Source organism: Natranaeroarchaeum aerophilus (genome assembly GCF_023638055.1).
GTDB lineage: Archaea > Halobacteriota > Halobacteria > Halobacteriales > Natronoarchaeaceae > Natranaeroarchaeum > Natranaeroarchaeum aerophilum.
The window spans coordinates 335,819-351,704 of sequence record NZ_JAKRVY010000001.1; the positions used below are offsets into that span (position 1 = coordinate 335,819).

Genomic DNA, 15,886 nt, shown 5'->3' on the forward strand with positions numbered 1-15,886 from the left:
GCTGTTTCGATTTGCTTCGAAAGTTGTAGTAATTCACTTCGAAAACTATACTAAGTAACTACAACTTTCGAAGTGTTGACTCTCGACGGGATCTGTCCAACGACACGGGGTTTTTGTCGTTCGCTCCCCGACATACCGGTCGTGCCCCCCGAACAGAACGCGCTCGGCGGCGATCTGGAGCCATGTAGCGAGGACCCAACGACCGGCTATCTGCGAGACGGCTGCTGTCGGGATGTCGACGGTGACCCCGGCCGTCACGAGCTGTGTGCGGTGATGACCGAGGAGTTCCTCCAGTACAGCAAGGCGCAGGGGAACGATCTGATCACGCCCCGGCCCGAGTTCGAGTTTCCCGGACTGGAACCGGGCGACCACTGGTGTCTCTGTATCGATCGATGGGTCGAGGCGAAGGAGGCCGACGTCGCGCCGCCGGTCGTCCTCGAAGCGACAAACGAGTCCGTACTCGATACGGTACTGTTCTCGACGCTACTCGAACACGAGTACGAAGAGTAGGCTCGGAGGCCAGCCATGATATCGCGGCCGCTGTATCGATGGTGCGTTCCCCATACACGACAGCCACGGTCTCTTTTTTGCGTGTCCCGAACCACCGACGCATGACCGCTCACCTGCGGACGCGCTCGACCGTGTACGTCAGTCCGACCTCGTTCGTGTTCTGTTCGTCCGCGTAGCGTTTTGCCTTCGCCCGCGTCTCGAACGGTCCCGCGACCTGATCGCCGTCGAGGGTGACGTAGTACTCGCTCATCCGATCGACTGGGGGCGCGCCGATGACAAAACCGTTGTGGCCCGCCACAGATCTCTGTCCCTCCCGGTCAGTCCGTCTGGCGGGGACTGCCGGAGAGCGCACGTTTTTCCGTATCGCTGGACGATGGGGAGTATCCCGCAATTCCGATGAGCACGGACGATATCCGCGATGATACGATTTTAGAGGAGTACCGTGAGAGCGTCGATCACCCTATTTACCGGCTTTTCAGCGAGTACGGACGCGATCACGCCCACTGGTTCGCCATCGGTGTCGTCACGAGTACGCTCGCTCGATTTCTCAGCCTCGTTCCGCCGGTGATCCTGGGCATCGCCATCGACGCCGTCTTCTCCGATGATCAGGTCTACTCCCTGCCGCTGGTGCCCCAGGCGTGGATCCCCGGCAGTACAGAGGGGCAGTTCTGGCTCTCGGTCGCCCTGATGGGGGTCGCAATGGCGCTCGCGGCGGTGATGAACTTCGGCCGGACGTCGACGCTGAACTGGTTCTCTCACCGGGTCAAACACGAGGTACGCACCGACACCTACCAGCAGATGCAGCGCCTCGACATGTCGTTTTTCAACGACATGCAGACTGGCGAGTTGATGAGCATCCTCAACAACGATACGAACCGCCTCGAACTGTTCCTCGACAACATGATGGACAGCGCCATCCAGCTGGCGGTCCTCCTCCTTGGAATCGGTGCGATTCTCTTCTGGATCAACCCACAACTGGCCCTGGTCACCCTCGTTATCCTCCCGGTTGCTGGACTGTTCACTCTCTGGTTCATGCGCCGCGTCGAGGTGATGTACGCCCAGATCCGCTCGCAGGTTGGTGATCTGAACACGCGACTGGAGAACAACCTCAGCGGCATCGAGGTCATCAAGAGCGCGACGACCGAGGAGTACGAGGGCGACCGCGTCGAGGAGACCTCCTACGAGTACTTCCGGCGGGACTGGCGGGCGCTGCGCATGAACCTGATCTACCGGCCGGGGCTTCAGCTCCTGACCTCGTTTGCGTTCATCGCGACGTTCATCGTCGGCGGTATCTGGGTACTTTCGGGGCCTCCCCTTGCGTTCACCGGGACGCTTTCGGTCGGTGAACTGGTCACTTTCCTCCTCCTGACCCAGCGACTGGTCGATCCGCTCGCACAGATGAGCGAGATCGTCGACCGGTACGAGGACGCCAAGGCGTCGACCAGCCGGATCTACGCGCTGATGGCGATCCCCGTCTCGATCACGGACGCCGACGATGCGGTCGAACTAGAAGACGCGAACGGTCGCGTCGAGTACGACAACGTCGGCTTTTCCTACGACGGCGAGACGACAGTTCTCAGAAACGTCGACTTCGCGGTCGAACCCGGTGAGACTGTCGGGCTCGTCGGGCCGACCGGTGCGGGGAAAACGACGATCCTCAAACTCCTGCTCCGGCTCTACGATGTCGACTCCGGCGCGGTGCGCGTCGACGGCTACGATGTCCGGGACGTGACCCTGGCGAGTCTCCGGGGATCGATCGGCTACGTCAGCCAGGACCCATTCCTCTTTGACGGGACCATCCGCGAGAACCTCACCTACGGCGCGTTCGATGCCACGGACGAGGAGATGATCGAAGCGGCGAAGATGGCCGAAGCCCACGAGTTCGTCCGGAACCTCAGCAAGGGCTATGACACGCAGGTCGGCGAGCGCGGCGTCAAGCTCTCCGGTGGCCAGCGCCAGCGCCTCTGTATCGCCCGGACGATCCTCGCGGACCCACCGATCCTGATCCTCGACGAGGCGACCAGCGACGTCGACACCGAGACGGAGATGCTGATCCAGCGCAGCCTGGATCGAGTAACCGAGAACCGGACGACGTTCGTGATTGCCCATCGACTCTCGACGATCCGTGAGGCAGACGAGATCCTCGTCGTCGAAGACGGTCGGATCGTCGAGGACGGCACGCACGAGGAACTCATCGACGAAGACGGGCTGTACGCCAACCTCTGGAGCGTTCAGGCCGGGGAGATCGACGACCTCGATGCGGAGTTCGTCGAGCGGGCCTCACGCCGGGCCGCGATGCGCTCGCGCGACACCGAAGACGAGTAGCTCCGATCGTACTGTTGGAGGGAATACTACTGGCCGAGAAAGTCGGTGTCACACTCCCGTCTAATGGTCGTGCTGTCGTCATCGATGTGGATCTCCGTCACTGCACAGTTCCCAATCTCGATATCCCTGATCGTTTCGACGATGTCCAGCTCGTGTAGGTCGCCGAGAACAACGTGGATTGGGCCGCCGTGGGTGACGACGACAACGGTCTCGTCGTCCACGCTCTCGCGGAGTTCGCCCCAGGCATCGCGCACGCGACCATCGAAGTCCAGCCAGCTCTCGCCGCGCTCGGGAGTTGCGCTGGCTCCCTCATACCCCGATTCGAGCACCGAGAACTCGGGGTATCCCTGGAAGAGTTCGCCGTACCCGAGCCCCTGCAGGACGCCGAAGTCCCGCTCGCGCCACGCCCGGTCGGTCGTCACGTCATCCGTATCGACTGCACGGCGGATCTCTCGGAGGGTTTCGACGGTGCGCCGGAGATCGGAGGCGACGATCCGATCGATATCGTACGTTGCTGCGAGATGTTGGCCGAGCGCGGCCCCCTGTTCCCGGCCACGGTCGTTCAGCCCGACCGGTGCCCAGCCCTGTACCCGATGCTCGTCGTTCCACGCCGTCTCGCCGTGGCGTACCAGCACGACAGTTCCCATCGCCGCTTCGTTCGGACGCCGCCGAAAAGTACCTTCGCGTCGCGGTGAACTGGTGGCCCAACGCTCTGGGCCAGCTCTGGTGAACGATCGGCCACTTCTTACCGAATATAGCGACTGAATCAGATGTCTGTACGGAACCGCTGGATGTGCGGGCGAATATTGGGCGATTCTATACACTCCTTATCCCGGCTGTGTTTCACTCTATCAATGGAAGACGCGGAGCTACCGGCCGAGTGGCATCGAGACGAGCGATATGACCGGCTTGCCCGTCGGTCCGGTAACGATCCGAAGTACGTGGGCTACGTGCACGACTCGGGCGACGCACGAGTCCACATCGCCTTCCCCGAAGCCGAAAGCGGTGACGACGGTGCGTACACCGTTTTTGTGACGCTGTTTCCGTACACCGAACTCTCGGAGTCGGCAACGGTGCGTGCCGTGACGACCAGTGACCGGTCCGAGGAAATCGCCCGGCAGTTCATGAAGCTCTTCGACGGCGTCTACGACGGCCCTAGCACAATAGAAGACGCCATCGAGTACGCGCTCGAACGAACGCGCCCGCCGGATGTCGCCGACACGTCGCTGGTCAACGACGAAGGACAGCGGTAGCCTACCGCCCGGTCCACTTGACCAGCAGGAGCGTTCCCTCGAACAGGCCGACCATCGTGATCGCGACGATCAGCGGGGCCATTCCGGTCGGATCGGGGCTGAAGAGGAAGGCGAGGCCGAGGAACGCCCCCCAGAAGTAGAGGCGGTGCTCGGCAAGCCATTCCCGGGAAGTGATCCCCATCATGATCGCCAGCATGACACAGAGCGGGATCTGGAAGACGACGGCCATCAGCCCGAGCATCGTGATGATGAGACCGAAGGTATCCTGCAGCCCGAAGGCGACGTGCATCTCCTCGGCCCCATCCGAGTAGTACAGGAAGTACTCGAAGAGGCCGGGGAGGATCAGGTAGTACGCGAAGGCCATCCCGACGACCGCGAGCACGAGACTCGTGGGTACTGCGGCAAGGTAGTACCGGCGCTCGTGCGGGTAGAGCCCGGGTCGCATGAACAGGTAGGTCTGGTAGACGGCGATCGGGAGTGCGATCGCTAGCCCGGCGATACTCGCGAGTTTCAGCTCCGTGAGCTTGTGTTCGAGCGGCCCGTAGACGTGAGGGGCCGCGATATCGGTCTGTGGCAGGATGTCGTACCACATGTGGATGATGACGTCCGATGCAAAGGGGAATACGAGGAGTGTCACTATCGCGGCAGCAAAGAGGACGACGGCGAGCCGCTGGACCATCTCCTCGATATGCTCTGTCAGCGGCATCTCCTCGTCGTCCGGTGGGGTTGCGGGCTCGTAGTCGCCCGACTCCGAGGAGTCCGGGACGTTCATTTCCGACGTCGCGTGACTGCCGTCGGTCCGGGCCTGATCTGACATGTCGGCGTCCGGATCGTGGGCAGTTGCCGGACTCGTCTCCTCGTCGCTCTCTGGATCGTCGGAGACACTGCTGTCGTCTTCCTCGTCGGCGTTGGCATCGTCCGACTCGTCGTCACTTTCGCCGTCGATATCGTCCGCCTCGTCAGCATCCGCTGTCTCTTCCGACGTGCCGATTGTCGATTTCGTCTCGGACTGTGCCACTCTGGCACGATCCCGGGCGGGCTTCGATCGATTACCCCAGTTCGTCGCTGCGGTGTTTTCGTCGTCGGGATCGGAATCCACACGCTCCTCTGTCGATCCTTCGTCGATATCAGGGCCGTTGCCGCCCCAGTCGTCGGCATCCGCGTCGCTGTCCGACGACTCGTCGGGTTCGTCCCGCTGCTCGTCGTCGGGGAGGTCCTCGCCGCCCTCCTCGGTCGGATCCTCACCCATCTGATCGAATGTAGGGCCACGGTCCGTTATAGGCCTTTTTACTGCACTCCCGAGGAAGAAGATTGATAACGGCCAGCGGTTAAGTCCCGGTAGTCTATGAGTTCGGCCGTCGACGAAGACACGGCCCAGACGATCGCCGAAGGGCGCGAGACGATCGGTGGGATCCTCACTGGCGCACAGAAGCATCTCCAGAAGGCGTTTATGGCCTTCGTCATCGGGATGATGGGGACGATCTGGGCCATGCGGATCTACGTCTGGGACTTCCTCGAAGCAAACACGACCTCCCGGATGAGCGAAGCCGTCGCGTCCAACACGGACATCGTCGTCAGGACGCCCTTTGACGTTATTCTCCTGCAGATCAAGATCGGGCTGGTCGTCGGTGCGCTCTGTACGATTCCGGTGCTCGTCTACTACGGTCGAGAGGCGATCCTCGAACGCGCAGAGGAGTCGATTCCGATCAACCAGCGACGCATCGCCGGGTTCGTGATCGCCATCCTCGGGCTGTTCGTCGGCGGGATCGTCTACGCCTACTCTTTCTTTTTCCCCTTCATGTTCGATTTCCTCGCGACCAACGCGACGAACGCGGGGATCAAACCCAGCTACGGGATCGTCAGGTACACCGAATTCATCATCCTGCTAACGCTTTCTTTTGGTCTCGCCGCACAGCTCCCGCTCGCGATGGCCGTGTTATCCTACACTGAAATCGTCTCCTACGAGACGTTCCGCGACAAGTGGAAGTACGCCGTGCTCGGCATCTTCGTCTTCGGGATGATCTTCTCGCCGCCGGATCCGTTCACCCAGATCATGTGGGGTGTCCCGCTGGTGACGCTGTACGCCGCCAGTCTCGGCCTCGCCAAGGTGATCACCAACGTCAAGCGCGCCGGGCAGGCTCCTGACCCGGTCGAATCCGGGAAGTTCCGCCGCAAGGCAGGTGTAGTCGGTATCGCCGCAGCCGGCGTCTTTGCCGGGACGTTCGCGTTCCTCGCGCTGGGTGGTGTCGAACTCCTCAATGCCCAGTTGCTCCCGCGGCTTCCCGACCTGCTCCATCCCGGCGGTGACATCGCTGTCGGCGGGACGCTCGACTGGACGATCACAGCCCTGCAGGCGGGGCTTCTCACGGGGCTGCTCGGGGTTGCCTACTACACCCTCGGAATCCTCAAAGCGCCCGTCCAGCCGAAGTACTCCGAGCGTGGGGTCGGGGGCCCTGCTCCGGCGAGTGCGGGCGATCCGGCCGAGATCGACCTGGACGGGCTCGATGCCGCGGGTATCCAGTCGGCCCCGCCGGAGGCTTTCGCCGACCTAACCGAAGACGAGGCGCTGGGGCATGCACAGACGGCGATGGAGGCCGACCAGCCTGAGAAGGCGCAGGCGATCCTTGACCGGTTCGACGAGGCGGAGGAAGCCGAGGAAGCCGACGCAACGGCAGCAGATACTGAGGAAACGTCTGCTGAGGAAGACGGCTCGGATATCGTCACTGACACTGCTTCCGGGATGCTCAATCCCTTCTTCTCCGAGGAGAAAGACGAGGACGACATCGGCGGCTACTTCTATGATATCCGTTTCATCGTCGAGAGTCTCACCTCGAAGATGTTCCGGATCTTCGGCGTCTTCACCGTCGTCTTCGTCGGTCTGTTCATGTGGCTGTACTCCGGCGGAATCGGACTTATTCGTGAACAGTTCCTGGCCCGGGTCCCGCCGGAGCTCCGGACCGAGGTACAGGAAGCGACTGGCGAAGGCATCGCTCGGCCAACCTATCTCCCGGGCGTCGAGATCAACGAGACGTTCGCGGCGACCGATGAGGTCATCGCGCTCCACCCTGTCGAGGTGCTGATATTCGAGGTGCAGGTCAGCGGTATCATCGCCCTCGTGGCGGTGCTCCCGATGATCCTCTACTACGCCTGGCCCGCCCTCGAAGAGCGAGGACTCGTCAGCGACGACGCCGGATCACGCAGCGTCTTCTACACCTGGGGGGCGTACCTCTTTGCAAGCCTGATCGGCGGGAGCCTGCTTGGCTTCTTCATCATCGCTCCGGCGATCATTTCCTGGTTAGTCGCCGACGCGGTCGACGCCGGGATGATCGTCGCCTTCCGGCTCAGGAACTTCTTCTGGATGGTCTTTTTCCTGACCGCCGGGATCGGCCTGCTCGCGAACATCCCGATGACGATGTGGCTCTTTGCCCGGAACAACATCATCTCTTTCGAGGCGATGTACTCTCGCTGGCGGATCGTCACGATCACGATCTTCGCGCTCTCGGCGGCGTTCTCGCCCGGCGGCCTCTTCACAATGCTGTTGCTCGCCATCCCGATCGCGCTCGCGTACCTGATCGGGCTGGCGATCCTGTGGGTGCTCACGCTGCCGCGACGAAAACTCCGGCGGGGCGGAACGCCATCGTAGCCGAGCAGTGTCTGGATTCCTGGAGCGCTCCGGCAGTCGCCATTCTTAGTAGCCCCGGGTCGTATTCTCGGGTATGCCAAAGATCAGCGTCGAGATACCACAGGAACTGCTCGAAGATCTCGACGACCACGTCGGTGATGAGGGCAAGTACGTCAACCGCAGCGACGCGATCCGGGCGTCGATCAGAAAGAACCTCGATATTTTAGACGAGATCGACGCCCGTCACGGCCGTCTCGACTCGGAGAACTGATCGACCCGCTCGGAAGAACTAGTCGATCCGCTCGGCGAAGCCGAACTGCGGCTTGACGTCCTCGATCCGCACGTCGACGGTCTCGCCGATCTCGGTGTCGGGGACGAACAGCCGAAAGCCCTCGACGCTGGCGATGCCGTCGCCCTCGCCCCCGACGTCCTCGATAGTTACCGTCACCTCGTCACCCACACGGACCGGCGCAGTCAGGCGGTCCTTGGCGACGAGATAGATCTCGGAGGACTCATCGCGGGAGGCATCCGGCGTCATCGTCCGGACGTACTTGAACTCCGCTTTCATGTCCTCGCGGAGCGGGTCGACGTCCTGTCCCTGAAAGATCTTCACGGCGAAGTCGCCGCCGCTGTCGAGGACCTCCAGTGCAGTCTCGAAGGCCATCCGTGCGAGGTGTGCCGACCGCGCCGCGTCGAGGTTGTACTCACCGGTCATGTTCGGGGCCATATCCGAGATGACGACATCGACATCGCCTGCGACTTCACGGACCTGTTCGCGAGCGTCCTCGTCGGTCATGTCACCGCGGATCGTTTCGACTGTCGCGTCGGTCTCGATATCGTCGATCCGCTGGCGGTCGACACCGATGACGGTGCCGTCAGCACCTACTTCTTCGGCTGCGACTTCCATCCATCCGCCGGGAGCGGCCCCGAGGTCGACGACCACATCGCCCTGCCCGAGGAGGTTCTCTTCGCGGTCTAGCTGCTTGAGCTTGAACGCCGATCGCGACCGGTAGCCCTGCTGTTTCGCTCGATTGTAGTATTTGTCTTTCCGTGGCATCTGATTGGGCATAGTTGACCGTCCGAGCGTTTACGCGCTTCGCTTGGCGGCTCCCCGGCATGTCACACTGTAGGCCTCACGCGCGAGCGCGAACGCGTGGGTTTTTATGGTGCGGGGGCACAAACTGATGATATATGTTCAAGGCGATCGTTAGCGCGGAGACGCTCAAAACGGCTCTGGACTCCGTGAGCGTGCTGGTCGACGAGTGCAAGATTCATCTCAACGAGGACGGCATCTCGATTCGAGCGGTCGATCCGGCCAACGTCGGTATGGTCGATCTCTCGCTGGACGCAACGGCATTCGAGTCCTACGAGGCTGATGGCGGTCTGATCGGCGTCAATCTCACCCGGCTCGAAGACATCGCCGGGATGGCCGATTCGGGACAGCTCATCGAACTCGAGCTCGACGAGGAGACGCGCAAGCTTCACATCCAGATCGACGGGCTGGAGTACACCCTCGCACTGATCGACCCGGACTCGATCCGACAGGAACCCGACATTCCGGATCTCGACCTCCCCGCGGAAGTCGTCATCGAGGGCAAGGATATCGATCGCGCAGTGAAAGCCGCCGATATGGTCTCCGATCACATCGCACTGGGCGTCGACGCCACCGACGATCAGTTCTACGTGCAGGCGGCGGGCGACACCGACGACGTCCACCTCGAACTCGATGAGGGCGACCTGATCGATCTCCAGTCCGGCGATGCCGAGTCGCTCTTTAGCCTCGACTATCTCAAGGACATGAACAAGGCAATCGCCAACGACGGCGAAGTAACAATGGAACTCGGCGAGGAGTTCCCGGTCAAACTTCACTTCGAGATCGCCGAAGGCAACGGGAACGTGACCTTCATGCTCGCACCGCGGATTCAGTCCGACTGATACGTTCGACCGTTCTCAGCTGTTGAGTCGGAAGGTGCCTTTTATTAGTCTTCATCCCTCACATCTGAATACGTCAAACGGCACAGACGCCGTTCTCACGACGTAAAAACACCATCTTCCGTTAACAATCTATGACCAAAACTATCGCCGTCAGCAACACGCCGTTTATCAAAGAAGACGTAGTCAGCGAACAGCTCTCCGCCATCGATCACGAACTTGTACCGATCGAAACCGGTGACACCGACGGGATCGTTGAGGCCGACCCCAACGCGGTGATCCTCGACGTGAACACCGGGGTTACGGCAGAGCTCGTCGCCCAGCTCGACAACCTCGAGATCGTCGCCCGCGCCGGGACGGGCTTTGATAACGTCGACGTTGAAGCCTGTCAGGATGCAGGAATTCCGGTGGTCAACGTCCCTGGCTACTCGACGAACGAGGTATCGACACATGCCTTCTCCCTGCTGCTCGCGTGCCGACGGACGCTCGTCGAGTACGATCGAGACGTCAAGGCAGAAGAGTGGAACTGGATGCCAAACCGGACGTTCCCCCGGTTTTACGGCTCGACACTCGGGATCGTCTCCTTTGGGACGATCGCCCGGCGGATCGCCGAACTCACTGCAGGGTTCGATCTCGATCTGGTCGTCTACGATCCGTACGTCGATCAGGAGGTCGCCGACGAGTACGACGCCGAGATCGTCGAGTTCGACGAACTGCTCGAACGCTCGGACGCCGTGACGATCCACGCACCACTCACCGACGAGACCCATCACATGTTCGACGCCGAGGCGTTCGAGACGATGGCCGACCACGCGATCGTGGTCAACGTCGGCCGGGGCGGGATCATCGACGAGGACGCGCTCTACGACGCGCTGGTCGAGCGGGAGATCTTCGGTGCCGGTCTCGACGTGATGGAGGAGGAACCGCCGTTTGGATCGAAGCTTCTGGAGCGTGACGATGTCGTGCTCACGCCCCACGCGGCGTGGTACTCGGCGGACTCACATCAGGATCTGAACGAGACGGTCTCGAACGACGTCCTGCGCGCGCTGCAGGGCGAGGACCCCGAGAACACGGTCGAGCCGAAAGGCTGGTAGGCGACTTTCGACCGGGTTCGTGAGGGCACCGCTCAGTGGCCGTCGATCACGCGTTTTGCAGCGACTGCTTTCTCTTTCCAGCCGTAGCCCTCCTCGTGGACGTGTCGTTTCGAGTCGACCAGTTCCTCGGGTGAGGACTCCTCGAACCCGCCCCGGGCCCAGGTGCCGCTCTCGTGGAGCCACTCGATGACGTTCTCGCGGGTCTCGGGCCAGTCCAGTCCGACCATCTCGAACCAGGCGATCAGCGCGAAGACGCTGTTGTCGTGACAGCCCGGCACCGAACCCTCCTCGTAGATGGTTTTGACGGGATCGTGGGTCGGCGTGCTGACGCGCTCTTTGCGCTCTTCGGGCGTCAGCAACTCTAGCACGCCCTCGGCTTCGCGAACGCGGTGCTCCCGCTGGAGCTGTTCGAGCGCCGCGGCGTGCAGCCCGCTCCAGCGCCCGTCGACGGCCTCCCGGAGGGTCGACTCGGCACACGGCTCCGCCGATAGCACCGACAGAATCGCCGTATACGCGCGTTCGATCTCGTGCCACTCCGTCCCCGAGAACCGGCACTCCGGCTCGTGGAGGTTATTCGTCGTCCGGCAGCCGGGACACGGGTACGCGAAGTACGACGTCACATCCGCTCATACGTGGTCGATCCCAAAAACGCCCCGGTTGTGGGATCGGTCGTTTTATCCTGCCGCGAACGCAATCCCGGAGCGATGAAGCGCCTCTACGCCCGGTACCCGTTCCTCGACGACGCCCGCAAAGCCGTCGAAGCGGCGGAGGTCGATCTCGTCGAACTCGTGAACCGCGACGGTGCGGCCGCCGTCGACCGGGCCGTAGAGCGCGTCGACGCCGCGTTGCGAGAGGGAACCATCGGCCAGCCCCATCGTCGCACTCGCGTCGAGTTGCTCTCCTACCCGATCGCTCGCGTCCTCGTCTCACTCGTCGACGAGCACGTACTGATCCGCAAGTACGCCCACGCCGAGGCGGCCGCCGCTCGCGAGCGGTTCGAGGCGGATCTCTCTTCGGACGACCAGCTCAAAAGCACCAGCGACGAGCGCCTCACCGTCGACCGCTTGCTCGCCGAGTTCAACCTCGCTGGCGACGTTCGCCCGGCTTCCGAGGGCTACCGCGTCGCCGTCGGGTCGTATCTCCGGCTCTCTGCGGACCTCGACGGGGAGGACTGGCGACTGGTCAATCGCGCGCTCTCGAACGGATCGGTCCCCGTCGAGGCGGCGGAGCTCCACGACCTGCTCCAGCAGGCGATCCGGGACCGGATCACGGAGGGGCTTCCGCTCTCGGTCCCCGATCCGATCGCAGCGGGGCTCGACGATGCGGTCGATAGTCTCGACGAGTCGCTCGCGGACCGCCAGCTCAGCACCGACTTCGACGCCGTCCGGCCCGATCTGTTTCCGCCATGCGTCCAGGCGCTCCTCGACCGTGTCGAGACGGGCGACGACCTCGACCACACCGGCCGGTTCGCGCTGACGGCCTTCCTTACGAGCGTGGGGATGTCCCCCGATGAGGTCGCCGAGATTTCGGCTGGCGACGACGTCAACGACGAGACAATCCAGTATCAGGCTGCGCATCTGGGAGCAAACGGGACGGGGGAGTATCCACCACCGAGCTGTGCGACGATGGACGCGTTTGGACTCTGCGTCGACAAGGATGAGCTCTGTTCGGAGATTGACCATCCGCTTACCTATTACGACGAACGGCTGGATGCGTCCGCCGAGTAGCCGTCGAAATCAGTCAAACCCGTGGTCTTCGTCCGCTTCGTCGTTGTCTTCCGCACTGACAGTGTACGCCAGCACAACGCCGACCGCAGCCATCAGCAGAATAAAGAAGATCACGCTCCCGACGAGCAACATTCCGCCATCATCCGTCAGCGCTCCGTCGGTCGCGTAGGTCGATCCGACCCACATCATCGTGGCGATCATGACCGCGACAGCACCGACGGCTGCGACGATTTCGATCACTCGTTCCCGCTCGAGGTCCATACCCCATCGAACCCACGGGCCGATCAAAAGCGCTTCGATGAGTGTGTCTCGGCCGGTATGGTACGAGAAGACCGACTCCTCGGACCTGCGGCCCCTGTGACTATGCCACAAACCACTTCTACTGGTCCCGGGCCCTCATGGATGACACAGGATCTGGGGAAGCCTTAGGCCGCTCCAGAACCTACCAGCTAGTATGACGCACTCCGCACACACACCCGCGTCAGCCGCTCTCCCCGACAGTTCGCTGGAGGAGCTCGACGACCGCTCACGCCGGGCACTGACCGAACGAATAGCAGTCACCGCGCTCGGTCGCGGGACCTACGAGGTTGTCGGCCAATCCGAGGACGCCTATCTCGTCGACCTCCCGGCCGGTCGCTGTACCTGTCCGGACTACCGATTCCGCGACGAGCGATGCAAACACGTTCGACGCGTGGCCATCGAGATTACGGCCGGTCGTGTGCCCGCACCGGATCAGATCGCCGTCGGCTGCGAACGCTGTGGCGAGACTCTGTTCGCCGATCGCACAGCTCCCGAACCATACCTCTGTCCCTCTCACGATCTCTCTGTGGGGGACGCCGTCTACGACCGCGAGACAGGCCAGCGACTCCTTGTTGTCGGGCTGTCGGACCGCCGTGCTGACGAGGTGTCAATCTCCACGATTCGGGGCACCGTCGCCGACCACTACTCGAACCGCGAGTACGACGCCGACGACCCCGTGGTCTCCGTTGTCTATCCGGACTCGTTTGAGCTAACCAATCACGGTCCCGTCCCCGGCTCGCTGACCGTCTACTCCTTCCCGCGTTCGCGGCTCTCAACCGAGCCGCTTTCGGACTGAAGGGCTCTCATCGCCGCTCGATCTGCATTTCCATCCCCTCGGCGGGGTGCATCGTGAGCGAGCCTCGCAGATCGAGTGGGCCGTCGTCAACCCTGTCCAGCGTCCACTCGCTCGCGACCGTCGCCAGCACCATCGTCGCCTCTACGAGCGAGAACCGCTTGCCGATACAGCTTCGAGGCCCCGCGCCGAACGGAAAGTATGAAAACTGCGGGTTCGATGGGGACTCCCAGCGTTCCGGCCTGAACGCCTCCGGCTCTTCGAAATTCGCCGGGTCACGGTGGATCGCCCACTGTGGTAACATCACCAGCGCACCCTCCGGAACCGTGTAGCCGCCGAGTTCGACGTCCTCCGTCGTCTGCCGGAACATCGTGTACACCGGCGGATACAATCGCATCGCCTCGTCCAGCACCCAGCGGGTGTACTCCAGTCGTGGGATGTCCGCCATGCCCGGTTTCCCATCGAGAACCTCGTCGATCTCCTCGTGCAGTCGGGCCTCTGCCCTGGGATTCTCTGAGAGAAGGTAGAAGGCGTACGTGAGCGTCAGTGCCGTCGTGTCGTGGCCCGCCAGCAGCATCGTCATTGCCTCGTCACGGACCTGTTTGTCCCCAATCTGCCCCTCATCACGAGCGCGTAACAGGATCGAGAGCAGATCGTCGCCGTCCAGCCCCTCGGCCGACCGCTCTGCCACAACGTCGTCGATGACGCCTTCGAGGGTCTCGATCGCCGCCCGGTACTGGCGGTTCTCCGCAGTCGGTAGCCAGTCGGGAACGATCGCCCGCCGCGGGTCCGGCTCGAACCGGCGACCCAGCGGCTCCAGATTCTCCTGAACGATACGAGTTCGCTCCGGGCCGAGCTCGGTGCCAAACATCGCGTCGACGATGATCTCGACGGTCACCGTCGCCATTTCGACCTCGATATCGCGCACATCGCCGTCCGCCCAGCCGCCGGTGAGTCTCGCGGCGCGGGTCGCCATCATCTCCGTGAGTTCGTCGATCCGATCCGGCGCGAACGCTGGCTTGGCTATCTGGCGCATCTCCCGCCAGAACTCACCTTCGCTCAACAGTAGCCCGTTGCCGAGTAGCTCCTCCATCGCGTCGCTCTGGAACTTCGGCTTGCGAAAGCGATCCGGCTCTACCACGAGCACCTGCTCCACGAGGTGAGGAGAGGAGACCATATACGTCTCGTTCGGCCCCAGGTCGAACGTCGCGACGTCGCCGTAGGCGTCCCGGACTGCCTCCATGAACCGGAAGGGGTCACGGGAGTAGTACGGAGTGGTCCCGACGATCGGGAAGTTGTTCGGACCGGGGGGCTTGGGATGCATTTGTCCGGATCTTGGCCCACACAGGTATGAACCGCACGCAGGTAAGATATCTGACAGTTCAACTATCCACGTCGTCGAGGCGCGCCTGACTGGAGTGGCCGGTCAGTTCGTCGAAATCCGTCCCGTCGGCGAGTGCGGTCTCCTTTTTGACCCGGTAGTTGCCGCCGTCAGTCGTGTACAGATCGGCAGGGTGGAAAAAGTACCAGTCCTCCCGATCGAAGCGGACGCCGATCCGGGGCTTCGCGCCGAAGTTCTGGGAGAAGTACACCAGCGCCTCGACCTCCTCGCCGGTCAGGTAGATCGGATCTCCGGCGCTGGATTTTGCCTCGACCGCGTAGAAGGAGTCGCCGTCCCCCGCGAGTACGTCCGGTAGCTCCCGATCGGTGGCGCTCCCGCTCGCCGGAGCACGCATCACGGCGAATCCGGCCGCGTCGAGTTCGTTTACGAGTTCTCGCTCTCGCCTGTCGCCCTTCGCGTTCGACATCGGATTAATGCTGGGTCGGCGCTCTCTTAACCCCCGCGCTCCTCCTCGAACTCTTCGATGACACCGTGGACCTGCTCGGCCCACGCGTCGAGCCCCTCCTTCAACATCTCCTTGGCCTCCGGTAGTGGGACGGCCTTGTACTGGTAGACGTACCCACCGGAGTCTAGCAATCGGCGCTCACGGGTCGCCAGCCCCAGATCGAGCAGCGTCGTCAGCGCCCGGTTGACGTTGCTCCGGTCCCGATCCAGCGCGTCGGCGAGCTCCTCGACGGTGCTTCCGGGCTGGTCGAGGAGCCGGATGTACGTCCGCGTCACATGCTCGTTGACGCCGAAGACACAGGACATCACGACGGTAAAGTCAGGCTCCGCGGCTTCCATCAGTTGCCGCATATCCGGGTCGCGGGTATCGCTCATATCTTGCCATTGGCCGACGCAAAGATAAATCCGAGCACTCCTGACAGATTGTGCCAACCCGGACTAGGGTTTATAAAGTATACCGGGGCCATACCGGACTATTCCGGAT

Annotated in this window: 18 protein-coding genes; 9 read left to right on the forward strand and 9 right to left on the reverse strand. The window is 62.5% G+C overall.

The window, feature by feature from the left end:
* The first annotated feature begins 141 nt into the window (after positions 1–141).
* Complete coding sequence (locus AArcSt11_RS01580; RefSeq protein WP_250593937.1) at positions 142–510, forward strand: DUF2237 family protein; 369 nt, start codon at positions 142–144, stop codon at positions 508–510.
* 109 nt (positions 511–619) lie between these two features.
* On the opposite strand, the gene AArcSt11_RS01585 is transcribed toward AArcSt11_RS01580, so the two are convergent.
* Positions 620–808, reverse strand: coding sequence for a hypothetical protein (locus AArcSt11_RS01585; protein WP_250593939.1), 189 nt, complete (start codon positions 806–808; stop codon positions 620–622).
* Between the two features lie 98 nt (positions 809–906).
* On the opposite strand from AArcSt11_RS01585, the gene AArcSt11_RS01590 reads away from it, so the two are divergent.
* The gene (locus tag AArcSt11_RS01590) at positions 907–2,835 is read left to right on the forward strand and encodes an ABC transporter ATP-binding protein (RefSeq protein WP_250593941.1); all 1,929 of its coding nucleotides are present in this window, start codon (positions 907–909) and stop codon (positions 2,833–2,835) included.
* Between the two features lie 26 nt (positions 2,836–2,861).
* Here AArcSt11_RS01590 and AArcSt11_RS01595 read toward each other — a convergent pair whose 3' ends face one another.
* Complete coding sequence (locus tag AArcSt11_RS01595) at positions 2,862–3,482, reverse strand: histidine phosphatase family protein (protein WP_250593943.1); 621 nt, start codon at positions 3,480–3,482, stop codon at positions 2,862–2,864.
* 207 nt (positions 3,483–3,689) lie between these two features.
* On the opposite strand from AArcSt11_RS01595, the gene AArcSt11_RS01600 reads away from it, so the two are divergent.
* The gene (locus tag AArcSt11_RS01600) at positions 3,690–4,088 is read left to right on the forward strand and encodes a hypothetical protein (RefSeq protein ID WP_250593945.1); all 399 of its coding nucleotides are present in this window, start codon (positions 3,690–3,692) and stop codon (positions 4,086–4,088) included.
* A gap of 1 nt (position 4,089) precedes the next feature.
* On the opposite strand, the gene tatC is transcribed toward AArcSt11_RS01600, so the two are convergent.
* Positions 4,090–5,337: a twin-arginine translocase subunit TatC gene (tatC, locus tag AArcSt11_RS01605; RefSeq protein WP_250593947.1), complete on the reverse strand. Its 1,248-nt coding sequence runs from the start codon at positions 5,335–5,337 to the stop codon at positions 4,090–4,092.
* Positions 5,338–5,433: 96 nt separating this feature from the next.
* Here tatC and AArcSt11_RS01610 point away from each other — a divergent pair, with 96 nt between their 5' ends.
* Both AArcSt11_RS01610 and AArcSt11_RS01615 read left to right on the forward strand, forming a co-directional pair.
* Positions 5,434–7,731 carry a twin-arginine translocase subunit TatC gene (locus AArcSt11_RS01610; protein WP_250593949.1) on the forward strand — a complete coding sequence of 766 codons (2,298 nt, stop codon included), beginning with the start codon at positions 5,434–5,436 and terminating at the stop codon, positions 7,729–7,731.
* Between the two features lie 73 nt (positions 7,732–7,804).
* Positions 7,805–7,981, forward strand: a complete 177-nt coding sequence (locus tag AArcSt11_RS01615; RefSeq protein ID WP_250593951.1) for a ribbon-helix-helix domain-containing protein — start codon at positions 7,805–7,807, stop codon at positions 7,979–7,981.
* Positions 7,982–7,999: 18 nt separating this feature from the next.
* Here AArcSt11_RS01615 and AArcSt11_RS01620 read toward each other — a convergent pair whose 3' ends face one another.
* Complete coding sequence (locus AArcSt11_RS01620; protein ID WP_250594955.1) at positions 8,000–8,767, reverse strand: RlmE family RNA methyltransferase; 768 nt, start codon at positions 8,765–8,767, stop codon at positions 8,000–8,002.
* A 134-nt stretch (positions 8,768–8,901) separates the two neighbouring features.
* Here AArcSt11_RS01620 and AArcSt11_RS01625 point away from each other — a divergent pair, with 134 nt between their 5' ends.
* Positions 8,902–9,645, forward strand: coding sequence for a DNA polymerase sliding clamp (locus tag AArcSt11_RS01625; protein ID WP_250593953.1), 744 nt, complete (start codon positions 8,902–8,904; stop codon positions 9,643–9,645).
* Between the two features lie 131 nt (positions 9,646–9,776).
* Complete coding sequence (locus AArcSt11_RS01630) at positions 9,777–10,736, forward strand: C-terminal binding protein (RefSeq protein ID WP_250593955.1); 960 nt, start codon at positions 9,777–9,779, stop codon at positions 10,734–10,736.
* 32 nt (positions 10,737–10,768) lie between these two features.
* Here the strand turns inward: AArcSt11_RS01630 and AArcSt11_RS01635 are convergent, their stop codons facing one another.
* Positions 10,769–11,356 carry a DUF7474 family protein gene (locus tag AArcSt11_RS01635; RefSeq protein ID WP_250593957.1) on the reverse strand — a complete coding sequence of 196 codons (588 nt, stop codon included), beginning with the start codon at positions 11,354–11,356 and terminating at the stop codon, positions 10,769–10,771.
* An 84-nt stretch (positions 11,357–11,440) separates the two neighbouring features.
* Here AArcSt11_RS01635 and AArcSt11_RS01640 point away from each other — a divergent pair, with 84 nt between their 5' ends.
* Positions 11,441–12,463 (forward strand): DNA primase large subunit PriL, encoded by a 1,023-nt coding sequence (locus AArcSt11_RS01640; protein WP_250593959.1) that lies wholly within the window; start codon positions 11,441–11,443, stop codon positions 12,461–12,463.
* A 9-nt stretch (positions 12,464–12,472) separates the two neighbouring features.
* Here AArcSt11_RS01640 and AArcSt11_RS01645 read toward each other — a convergent pair whose 3' ends face one another.
* Positions 12,473–12,724, reverse strand: a complete 252-nt coding sequence (locus AArcSt11_RS01645; RefSeq protein ID WP_250593961.1) for a DUF7472 family protein — start codon at positions 12,722–12,724, stop codon at positions 12,473–12,475.
* Between the two features lie 193 nt (positions 12,725–12,917).
* Here AArcSt11_RS01645 and AArcSt11_RS01650 point away from each other — a divergent pair, with 193 nt between their 5' ends.
* Positions 12,918–13,559, forward strand: a complete 642-nt coding sequence (locus AArcSt11_RS01650) for an SWIM zinc finger family protein (RefSeq protein ID WP_250593963.1) — start codon at positions 12,918–12,920, stop codon at positions 13,557–13,559.
* 7 nt (positions 13,560–13,566) lie between these two features.
* On the opposite strand, the gene AArcSt11_RS01655 is transcribed toward AArcSt11_RS01650, so the two are convergent.
* From AArcSt11_RS01655 to AArcSt11_RS01665, 3 genes are read right to left on the reverse strand one after another with little or no spacing between them, the layout of a single operon-like run.
* Positions 13,567–14,880 (reverse strand): cytochrome P450, encoded by a 1,314-nt coding sequence (locus AArcSt11_RS01655; protein WP_250593965.1) that lies wholly within the window; start codon positions 14,878–14,880, stop codon positions 13,567–13,569.
* A 58-nt stretch (positions 14,881–14,938) separates the two neighbouring features.
* Positions 14,939–15,364 (reverse strand): Holliday junction resolvase Hjc, encoded by a 426-nt coding sequence (gene hjc, locus AArcSt11_RS01660; RefSeq protein WP_250593967.1) that lies wholly within the window; start codon positions 15,362–15,364, stop codon positions 14,939–14,941.
* Positions 15,365–15,390: 26 nt separating this feature from the next.
* Positions 15,391–15,777: a helix-turn-helix domain-containing protein gene (locus AArcSt11_RS01665; RefSeq protein ID WP_250593971.1), complete on the reverse strand. Its 387-nt coding sequence runs from the start codon at positions 15,775–15,777 to the stop codon at positions 15,391–15,393.
* Positions 15,778–15,886: the final 109 nt, after the last annotated feature.

Coding starts and splice junctions, on each gene's coding strand:
- AArcSt11_RS01655 (WP_250593965.1), bottom strand. CDS start 14,880: ATGCATCCCAAGCCCCCCGGTCCGAACAACTTCCCGATCGTCGGGACC.
- AArcSt11_RS01610 (WP_250593949.1), top strand. CDS start 5,434: ATGAGTTCGGCCGTCGACGAAGACACGGCCCAGACGATCGCCGAAGGG.
- AArcSt11_RS01640 (WP_250593959.1), top strand. CDS start 11,441: ATGAAGCGCCTCTACGCCCGGTACCCGTTCCTCGACGACGCCCGCAAA.
- AArcSt11_RS01595 (WP_250593943.1), bottom strand. CDS start 3,482: ATGGGAACTGTCGTGCTGGTACGCCACGGCGAGACGGCGTGGAACGAC.
- AArcSt11_RS01645 (WP_250593961.1), bottom strand. CDS start 12,724: ATGGACCTCGAGCGGGAACGAGTGATCGAAATCGTCGCAGCCGTCGGT.
- AArcSt11_RS01650 (WP_250593963.1), top strand. CDS start 12,918: ATGACGCACTCCGCACACACACCCGCGTCAGCCGCTCTCCCCGACAGT.
- tatC (WP_250593947.1), bottom strand. CDS start 5,337: ATGGGTGAGGATCCGACCGAGGAGGGCGGCGAGGACCTCCCCGACGAC.
- AArcSt11_RS01590 (WP_250593941.1), top strand. CDS start 907: ATGAGCACGGACGATATCCGCGATGATACGATTTTAGAGGAGTACCGT.
- AArcSt11_RS01630 (WP_250593955.1), top strand. CDS start 9,777: ATGACCAAAACTATCGCCGTCAGCAACACGCCGTTTATCAAAGAAGAC.
- hjc (WP_250593967.1), bottom strand. CDS start 15,364: ATGTCGAACGCGAAGGGCGACAGGCGAGAGCGAGAACTCGTAAACGAA.
- AArcSt11_RS01620 (WP_250594955.1), bottom strand. CDS start 8,767: ATGCCACGGAAAGACAAATACTACAATCGAGCGAAACAGCAGGGCTAC.
- AArcSt11_RS01665 (WP_250593971.1), bottom strand. CDS start 15,777: ATGAGCGATACCCGCGACCCGGATATGCGGCAACTGATGGAAGCCGCG.
- AArcSt11_RS01600 (WP_250593945.1), top strand. CDS start 3,690: ATGGAAGACGCGGAGCTACCGGCCGAGTGGCATCGAGACGAGCGATAT.
- AArcSt11_RS01615 (WP_250593951.1), top strand. CDS start 7,805: ATGCCAAAGATCAGCGTCGAGATACCACAGGAACTGCTCGAAGATCTC.
- AArcSt11_RS01625 (WP_250593953.1), top strand. CDS start 8,902: ATGTTCAAGGCGATCGTTAGCGCGGAGACGCTCAAAACGGCTCTGGAC.